The sequence below is a fragment of the Blastomonas sp. UPD001 genome, from assembly GCF_003426715.1.
In the GTDB taxonomy this organism is placed as follows: domain Bacteria; phylum Pseudomonadota; class Alphaproteobacteria; order Sphingomonadales; family Sphingomonadaceae; genus Blastomonas.
On the sequence record NZ_QKVT01000001.1, the window covers coordinates 3,161,415 to 3,169,236 of the forward strand.

Sequence of the window (7,822 nt, forward strand, 5' to 3'; positions counted from 1 at the left end):
TCGTCGGCCGCAGCCTCGGCTTCGACCTTCTTTGCAGGCTTGGCCGCAGCGTCCTTCTTCGGCGCCGGCTTGGGCTTGGCTTCGCCCGGTTTGACCGGCGAGGGGCGCGACTTCAGGCCCAGGCGGTGCGCCTTGCCGATGACAGCGTTACGGCTGACCCCGCCCAGCTCTTCTGCGATCTGGCTGGCGGTGAGGCCTTTCTCCCACATGGTTTTGAGCTGATCGATGCGCTCGTCGGTCCATGACATGAAAAGCAATTCCTTCTTGACCTATTGGGGCTTGCCCGGTCTGGTGACCGCCGATAGGCGCATCCACCATGAACGATCAAGCACCAAATCCCCCCGCACGCGTGGCCCAGACCGGCACAGCTCCGGAATTGCGGTCCGGACCCGCCTTTGCGGAACCCGGCACCGTGAGGATCAGCGCGATAAACTGGGGAGGACTGAAAGCCCTCTATATGAAAGAGGTGCGCCGGTTCTTCAAGGTGCAGTTGCAGACCATCTGGGCGCCGGCGATCACCACCATGCTCTATCTGGTGATCTTCACTGTCGCATTGGGGCGCAGCGGACGCACCGTGCTCGACGTGCCGTTCGGCGATTTCCTCGCCCCCGGTCTCATCGTGATGGCGATGATGCAGAACAGCTTTGCCAATTCCAGCTTCTCGCTGCTCGTCGGCAAGATCCAGGGCACGATCATCGATTATCTGATGCCGCCGCTGTCCGAGCTGGAAGTGCTGGTCTCGCTCGTCATCGCCGCCGTCACCCGCGCGTTCCTGGTGGGCGCGGCCGTCTGGCTGGCGATGCTGCTCTGGCCGGGGATCCATGTCATGCCGCAGCATCTCTGGGCGATCCTGTGGTTCGGGCTGATGGGCGCGGTGATGCTCGCCTTCATGGGCGTGCTGACCTCGATCTGGGCGGAAAAGTTCGACCATGCCGCCGCGATCACCAATTTCGTCGTCGCGCCGCTCGCGCTGCTTTCGGGCACCTTCTATTCGGTCGACGCGATGGCGCCCACGTTCCGCGCGCTGAGCCATGCCAACCCGTTCTTCTACGTGATCTCGGGCTTCCGCTACGGCTTCATCAGCAGCACCGATTCGCCGCTGCTCGCAGGATCGCTGCTGCTGCTCGGCATCAACGCAGCGCTCGGTATCGGCTGCTACGCGCTGCTCAGGTCGGGATGGAAGCTACGCTCCTGACCGGCGGACTGGCCGCCGCCGGTCCGGAGATCAGTGCATCGTGCGCAGGCGATAGCGCCCGCCGCTGAACGGGCCGAAGAGCTGCGGCACGGCGGGGTGATCGACGGGGCCATTGCTGTCGTCCTTCACCAGATTTTGCTGGCTGACATAGGCGATATAGCTGTTCTCGGCATTTTCCGCGAACAGGTGATAGAAGGGCTGATCCTTGGACGGGCGCAGTTCCTCGGGGATCGATTCGTACCAGTCCTCGCTGTTGGCGAAGACCGGATCGATATCGAACACCACGCCGCGAAAGTCGAAAATGCGGTGCCGCACGACATCGCCGATCGCATAGCGCGCCTTGGCAATGCGCGGCATCACCACCGCGCCGGATGCGGCAGCGCGCTCGGGTGCATCGTCCTGGCCGAAACGGAAAGGGTTGTTGCTCATGACCTTAATCTAATGCGCTGCATCGCAGCATACAAGCTTTCCGCCATATCGGCACCGGATTCCCCCTTGGCAAGCCTTTCGCCTTACGCTAATGGCCCGCCTTCCCGCAGATCGACCACGCATGATCATGCCCTGCGGGAACCGATTGGATTGCCGAAACCCCCGCGTTTCGGCCCGCCCGGCCGGAGAGGTGGCAGAGTGGTCGAATGTACCGCACTCGAAATGCGGCGTGGGTGCAAGCTCACCGTGGGTTCGAATCCCACCCTCTCCGCCAGGGACTACCCCCTCATACTCCTCATTGGCAGCGTACAGGCCGACCCTTCTGTCGCTGCGGGACGGTGGCCACGATCGGGTTGATCGAACGGTCGGTGGATACTGCTTGCGCCGCCCGGAGCGCGTCTCAGATGTCGATTGTCAGATAGGCGGACACGATCCGGCCGTCGAAAATGTCATAGGCGCCCGCCCCCTGCAGATCGAAACCACGCACGTCGAACACGTTGGTCATCGACACGCGCAGATTGGCCGCGGTGTTTCCGAGCGTGAAGGCATAGCGCCCGCCCAGCGCGACCAGCGTCCGCGCATTGATGAAGACCCGGTTGTCCACGGTGGCCGGGAGCCGTCCGGCATGGCCGATGCCCGCATCGAGCGACAGCCCGGGAAGCCAGGGCAGCCGCCAGTCGAGATTGAGATCGAGCCGCTGGCGCGGCGTGCCGACCGGACGCTCGCCGAGCCTTCCGAGCCTCACGCCTTCGCCCGTCACGCGCGGGTCGAGCAGCACCGCGCCCAGGGTCATGCTCAGCCGGGAGGTCAGCTTGCCCGAGAGCGAGAATTCCGCGCCGCGATTGCGGACATCGCCCAGCGCGCGAAAGACATTGTCGGTGCCCAGATCGAAATAGGGTTTGCGAAGGTCGAACACCCCCAGCACCAGCCGCAGATCCGGGGTGATCTGATAGCGCAGCCCGGCTTCGGACTGGCGGGGGATGATCGCGGGAAGCGCCTCGTTGCGGTTGAGCGCGAAGGACGGGGCCACCCCGCTCTCCTCGAGCCCACGCGTATGGCTGGCATAGACCGCCAGGCGCGGGATCGCGGTGATCGCCAGCCCGGCATTGTAGAGCAGCGGCGTCGCGCGGGTGCTGACCGTCCCGAAGACCGGCTGATCGACCCGCTTGCGATAGTCCGAATGGCTGAGGCCGAGGGTCAGTTCGCCCATCCCGTCCCATTGCCCCTGATAGGCCAGGCCCGCAAACCACTGCCGCACGTTGTCGCGCGCCTGCGGCCCGAACGCGCGGGCGGGCGGTGGCGGATCGCGCACCTCGCCGATGCGCACCGCGCCCAGATCGATGCGCTGGCCCCCGTCGAAGCCCTGCCCCCGGTCGCGTCCGCGCAGGCTGAGCGTCAGCCGGTGCGTGCGCGGACCTTCGGCAAAAGCCTTGCTGAGCCGCAGCTCGCCGCTGGTCGATGCCAGCTTGCTCGGCGGATCGGCGATGATCAGTTGCAGGCCCGTCCCCTGCGGCGTCAGGTCGAAGATCAGGTTGGTGAAGCTGCGCGCATCGTCGAACAGCGACCGGAACAGCCCGGCGCGCACGTTCCAGCCACCGCCGAGATCGGCGCTGCCGAACGCCCCATAATTGATCGCCACGCCGCGATAGCGCGCCCATGCCGGGCCGAAATAGCGCCGACGGGGCACGCGCGGCGGACGGAAATCGCCGGCAGGAATATAGATCGGCCCGGCTTCATCGCCATAGAGATCGGATCGCGCCCAGAAGGGGATGATCTCGACCCGGTCGCTGGGCGTGATCTTTAGCGAGACCGCCTCGATATGCTGCTGGCTGTCGGTCGCATTGTAGAAAGCGTTGCGATACAGGCCCGCGCCGACCCCCAGCGACAGGCGGTTCGGGATCAGGGGCAGGCTGGCATCGGCTTCCACCCCCGCGGCGCCATAGCTGTTGCCGTCGATCAGCATGGCCAGCGAGGCGCTGTCGCCGGGCTTGCGGAAGCTGTAATCGACAATTCCCGTCGGGGCCGGAAAGTCGAATCCGAAGGCGCTGAGCCCGACGCGGATCGTGGTCGATCGGCGGATGCGCCCGGTCAGACCCCAGACCTGGTCGAAATACAGCCCCTCGATGCGGATGTTGCCCGCGCGGGTCGGCGAAAATCCGCGCACTTCGGATGAACTGTAGATGCCGATCGTCTCGCGCCCGACGCTCACGCCGAAGCTGTCCGAGGCAGCGCGCACCGCGTTTTCCGTCGACCGCCCCTGCTGCCCGAGCGCGCTGGCCTGTTCGGCCGTGACGGGATCGGTTTGCGGCGCCGCATCCTGGACCTCGGATGGACCCGACCCGAGTGACGGTGCGGCGGCCTGAACGACGGCCGCCGGCGCGGCGATCACCGTCGCGCCAGCCAGGGGCAGCAGCCAGAACACCGCCATTCAGCCTGCCGTGGCGCGCGGCGGGGTGTCGATGACCAGGACCAGCCTGCGCTCACCGCTATCCTCGATCGGCGGCGAGCGGTGCAGACAGGGTCTGTGCCCCTCGCCGAATGCATGCCCCTTGAAAAGGCCGATCGCGCCGGTGGGAAGGCGCGTCAGCGGTCCCTCGGGATCATCGTCCAAGGCATAATCGGTCCCGGGCCCTGCCAGCGTGCAGATCAGCCTGACATCGGTATAGTCCGCGTGCACCTTGCGACAGGCATTGCCCGTCACGCCTTCCAGCCGCACGCGCACCGTTTCGCACTGCATCAGCGACGCGAAGCGGGCGGCAAGAACGGCGATGCACCGTCCAAGGCTTTCCGGAAGCGGCGGCAGCTCGGCCAGCAACGTTTCGGGTCGTCCGGCCACGCGATAGCCGAAGGGGGCGATATCGAGCAGCGGCTCGATATCGCCCCGCGGCAGCAGCACCGCATCCTTGTCGATCACGATCCGGGTTTGGGGATGGTGGATCGCGTCCCAGCGCTGGTGGGCTTGTGCGCGGGGTTCGAGAAGGCTCAGCGCCGCCATGGCTCAGGCGCTTTCCAGAATGCGGGCGTGCTCGCCCCATTCAGGAAAGGGATCGGGCAGCGACTGCCAGCGTTCGGGGGTATAGCCGCCAGCCGCCACCAGGCAGCGGTCGAGAGCGGCGCGCAGACGCGCCTCGTCCATGTCGATGCCGATGAACACCAGTTCCTGCCGCCGGTCGCCCCAGACCCTGTCCCAGTTGTGCGCGACGAAATCCTCGAACTGATTGTCGTGCGGCCACTGGTTCTTCGGCACCGAGGCCCACCAGCGGCCGAGCCGCGCGGTCATCGTCTGCGATCCCGCGACCGCCAGCTCGCCGACCCAGGCGGGCCGCGTCGCCAGCCAGAAAAAGCCCTTGGCGCGCACCACGCCGTCCAGGCCGTTGCCGGTCAGGAAATCGTAAAAGGCCTGCGGCGCAAACGGCTGGCGGGCGCGATAGACGAAGCTTTCGATGCCATATTCCTCGCTCTCGGGCCGGTGGCTGGCATAGCCGTAGAGCTCCTTCGCCCAGAGCGGATGTTCGGCGGCGCGGTCATCGTCGAACAGGCCGGGGCCTAGGATCTGGTCCAGCGCGACCTTCGATCGATCGGCGGTGATGATCCGCGCGTCGGCGTTGAGCGAGGCGCACAGCTTGGTCACCGTGGCCAGGTTCTCGGCGCTGACGTCCGATGCCTTGTTGACGATGATGACATCGGCAAATTCGATCTGCTCGACCAGCAGGCCGACCAGGCTGCGCGTGTCGTCCTCACCCAGCGATTCGCCGCGATCGGCGAGAAATTCGTGGCTGGCATAGTCCTTGAGCAGGTTGACCGCGTCGACCACGGTGACCATCGTGTCGAGCGTCGCGACATCGCCGAGGCACGCGCCCGCCGCGTCGCGGAAGCTGAAGGTCGCCGCGACCGGCAGCGGTTCCGAAATGCCGGTGCTCTCGATGACCAGATAGTCGAACCGCCCCGCCTGGGCGAGCGCGCGCACTTCCTTGAGCAGATCGTCGCGCAGCGTGCAGCAGATGCAGCCATTGGTCATCTCGACCAGCTCTTCGCTGGGGCGCGACAGCGCCGCTTCGCCGCCGCGGACCAGCGCGGCATCGATGTTCACCTCGGACATGTCGTTGACGATGACCGCCACGCGCAGCCCTTCGACATTGGCAAGAATATGGTTGAGCAGGGTCGTCTTGCCGGCGCCGAGAAATCCCGACAGCACCGTGACGGGCAGTTTGCGGATCGGGGCGGCGAGCGACATCGGGAACCTTTCCTGGGCTTGTCATGTAACGTTATATCATTATAGGGATGGCGCGAGCTGCACAAGCGGAGATTTTCATGATGCCGATGCGCAAGAACCCCCGGATCGGGGTGGCCCCCAGAACCGCCGATTTCGCGGAAGGCGCGGCCATCGCCGCTTCGGTGCTGTGCCTGGTTCATTGCCTGTTTCTGCCGCTATTGCTCGCCTGGGCGCCCGCGCTCAGCCAGAGCCTGGAACTTCCGTTCGACCTGCATCTGTGGATCGTTCTGCTGGCCGGACCGGTCAGCCTGGGCATTCTGATCAGGGCGGCGCAGCGCAGGCGGCACGCGATCCTGATCATCGGGCTTTGCGGTCTGGGGTTGCTGATTGCCGCGCTGTTCCTGCCGGTGACCGAAGGTCAGGAGATCGTGATCAGCAGCCTCGGCAGCCTTTGCCTGGCGAGCGCGCATCTCGCCAACTGGCTGGCGCGACATCCGCGGCCCTTCGTCCACGCCTGATGCGCGTGTCGCGCCGCTGAATCCATCCGCTCGCGCACAAAGGCTTTGCCAACCGCTTTGGATATGTTGTAACATCTGGTGATGCTTGGCAAAGGGGTGTTCTCATGCGGATTGCGGCAACCATATTGATCGGACTGGGTGGCGTTCTGGCGGCGGCATCGCCTGCGGCGGCGTGCGACTTGGAGGGTTTTGGCGGTTACACCCGGATCAATCCCTTCGCCCAGCATGCTGCCTGGAACGTCCCCGCCGACCGGCAGGCATCGCAAGCCACACAGGAGACTCCGGCGCAGAGTGCGTCTTCGACCGACCAGAGCCGGCAGACAAGAACCGAAGCGAACCGTTCGGCCGCGCAACAGCAGCAGCGACAGGGCTTCACGCCGGTATCGGCTCAGGACAGCGCGACCCAGTCGCAGCGCTTCACCGCCACCAAGGATTGATGGCGACGCGTCGAACATGAGCCTTGCCATCCGCAATCTCGCCTTTGCCTATGGCGGGCGCCGGATTCTCGACGATTTCAGCTTCGACATGGCGGCGGGCGAACAGAGCCTGCTGATCGGCGCCTCGGGCAGCGGTAAATCCACCCTGGTCAGTCTGATCTGCGGCCTGCTGACCCCGGATGCGGGAACGATTTCCATCGGCGGCGAGACCATGACTGGCATCGGCCCCAGCCAGCGCGACGACCTGCGCCGCAGGCGCGTCGGCCTCGTATTCCAGACGCTCAGGCTGGTCTCGGCGCTCGATCTTGCCGCCAATCTCAGGCTCGCGCAGCGGCTCAGCGGTCACGCCACCGAAGGCGAGCGGGTGCCGATGCTGATCGAGCGGCTGGGCCTGGCGCATCGCGCGCATGCGCGCCCGCGCGAACTGAGCCAGGGCGAGGCGCAGCGCGCGGCCATTGCGCGCGCGCTGATCGGTCGGCCCGATCTGATCATCGCCGACGAGCCGACCTCGGCGCTTGACCGTGCCAATATGGAAAAGGTCGCCGAACTGCTGCGCGAATGCGCGGGCGAGGCCGGGGCAAGCCTGCTGATCGTGACGCATGACGACCGCTTGCGCGACCATATCTCCTCGGTGCGGCAGATCGGCCCCATGGCGGCGGAGTCCGCGGCGTGATCCGGCTTGCGCTCGCCTATATGCGCGACCGTCCACTCGGCGTCGTGCTCAATGCGCTGCTGCTCGCCATCGCGGTCGCCACGCTCGTGCTGCTGCTGCAATTTGCCCAGCAGGCCGGCGAGCGGTTCGAGCGCGACGCGCGCGGGATCGATCTGGTCGTGGGCGCCAAGGGATCGCCGCTGCAACTGGTGCTGTCGAGCGTCTATCATATCGATGTGCCGACCGGGAACATCCCGCTCGGCGAGCTCGATCGGCTGCGCGCCGACCCTGGCGTGGCCGAGGCGGTTCCGCTCGCGCTAGGCGACAATTTCCAGGAGTTCCGCATCGTCGGCAGCGATGAACGGTTGCTGCCGCTCT

General features: G+C 66.0%; 9 protein-coding genes, 1 tRNA gene and 1 pseudogene. 6 read left to right on the plus strand and 5 right to left on the minus strand.

The annotated features are described in order from the left end of the window. A partial coding sequence (locus DM995_RS16045; RefSeq protein ID WP_232824445.1) for a GcrA family cell cycle regulator occupies nucleotides 1–248 on the minus strand: 248 nt, incomplete at its 3' end. 68 nt (nucleotides 249–316) lie between these two features. On the opposite strand from DM995_RS16045, the gene DM995_RS16050 reads away from it, so the two are divergent. Continuing rightward, on the plus strand, nucleotides 317–1,195 hold the full coding sequence (locus DM995_RS16050; RefSeq protein ID WP_446325629.1) for an ABC transporter permease: 879 nt from the start codon (nucleotides 317–319) through the stop codon (nucleotides 1,193–1,195). A 30-nt stretch (nucleotides 1,196–1,225) separates the two neighbouring features. Here the strand turns inward: DM995_RS16050 and hspQ are convergent, their stop codons facing one another. Further along, a complete protein-coding gene (gene hspQ / locus DM995_RS16055) occupies nucleotides 1,226–1,552 on the minus strand; it encodes a heat shock protein HspQ (RefSeq protein ID WP_232824506.1) in 327 nt (108 codons plus the stop codon). Between the two features lie 256 nt (nucleotides 1,553–1,808). Here hspQ and DM995_RS16060 point away from each other — a divergent pair. Then, nucleotides 1,809–1,898: transfer RNA gene (locus DM995_RS16060), tRNA-Ser, on the plus strand. A 126-nt stretch (nucleotides 1,899–2,024) separates the two neighbouring features. Here the strand turns inward: DM995_RS16060 and DM995_RS16065 are convergent. From DM995_RS16065 to DM995_RS16075, 3 genes are read right to left on the minus strand one after another with little or no spacing between them, the layout of a single operon-like run. After that, the gene (locus DM995_RS16065) at nucleotides 2,025–4,052 is read right to left on the minus strand and encodes a TonB-dependent siderophore receptor (protein WP_116970074.1); all 2,028 of its coding nucleotides are present in this window, start codon (nucleotides 4,050–4,052) and stop codon (nucleotides 2,025–2,027) included. Then, the gene (locus DM995_RS16070) at nucleotides 4,053–4,619 is read right to left on the minus strand and encodes a DUF1826 domain-containing protein (protein ID WP_116970075.1); all 567 of its coding nucleotides are present in this window, start codon (nucleotides 4,617–4,619) and stop codon (nucleotides 4,053–4,055) included. 3 nt (nucleotides 4,620–4,622) lie between these two features. Further along, a complete protein-coding gene (locus DM995_RS16075; RefSeq protein ID WP_116970076.1) occupies nucleotides 4,623–5,858 on the minus strand; it encodes a GTP-binding protein in 1,236 nt (411 codons plus the stop codon). Nucleotides 5,859–5,944: 86 nt separating this feature from the next. Between DM995_RS16075 and DM995_RS16080 the strand changes: the two genes are divergently transcribed. The 4 genes and pseudogenes from DM995_RS16080 to DM995_RS16095 form a co-directional block, all read left to right on the plus strand. Further along, nucleotides 5,945–6,355, plus strand: a complete 411-nt coding sequence (locus DM995_RS16080; protein ID WP_232824447.1) for a MerC domain-containing protein — start codon at nucleotides 5,945–5,947, stop codon at nucleotides 6,353–6,355. A 104-nt stretch (nucleotides 6,356–6,459) separates the two neighbouring features. Continuing rightward, nucleotides 6,460–6,792, plus strand: a complete 333-nt coding sequence (locus DM995_RS16085; protein ID WP_023838134.1) for a hypothetical protein — start codon at nucleotides 6,460–6,462, stop codon at nucleotides 6,790–6,792. A 16-nt stretch (nucleotides 6,793–6,808) separates the two neighbouring features. Beyond that, nucleotides 6,809–7,465: an ABC transporter ATP-binding protein gene (locus DM995_RS16090; protein WP_116970078.1), complete on the plus strand. Its 657-nt coding sequence runs from the start codon at nucleotides 6,809–6,811 to the stop codon at nucleotides 7,463–7,465. After that, a pseudogene (locus tag DM995_RS16095) lies at nucleotides 7,462–7,822 on the plus strand (ABC transporter permease); the annotation flags it as partial. The gene DM995_RS16090 and the pseudogene DM995_RS16095, both read left to right, overlap by 4 nt.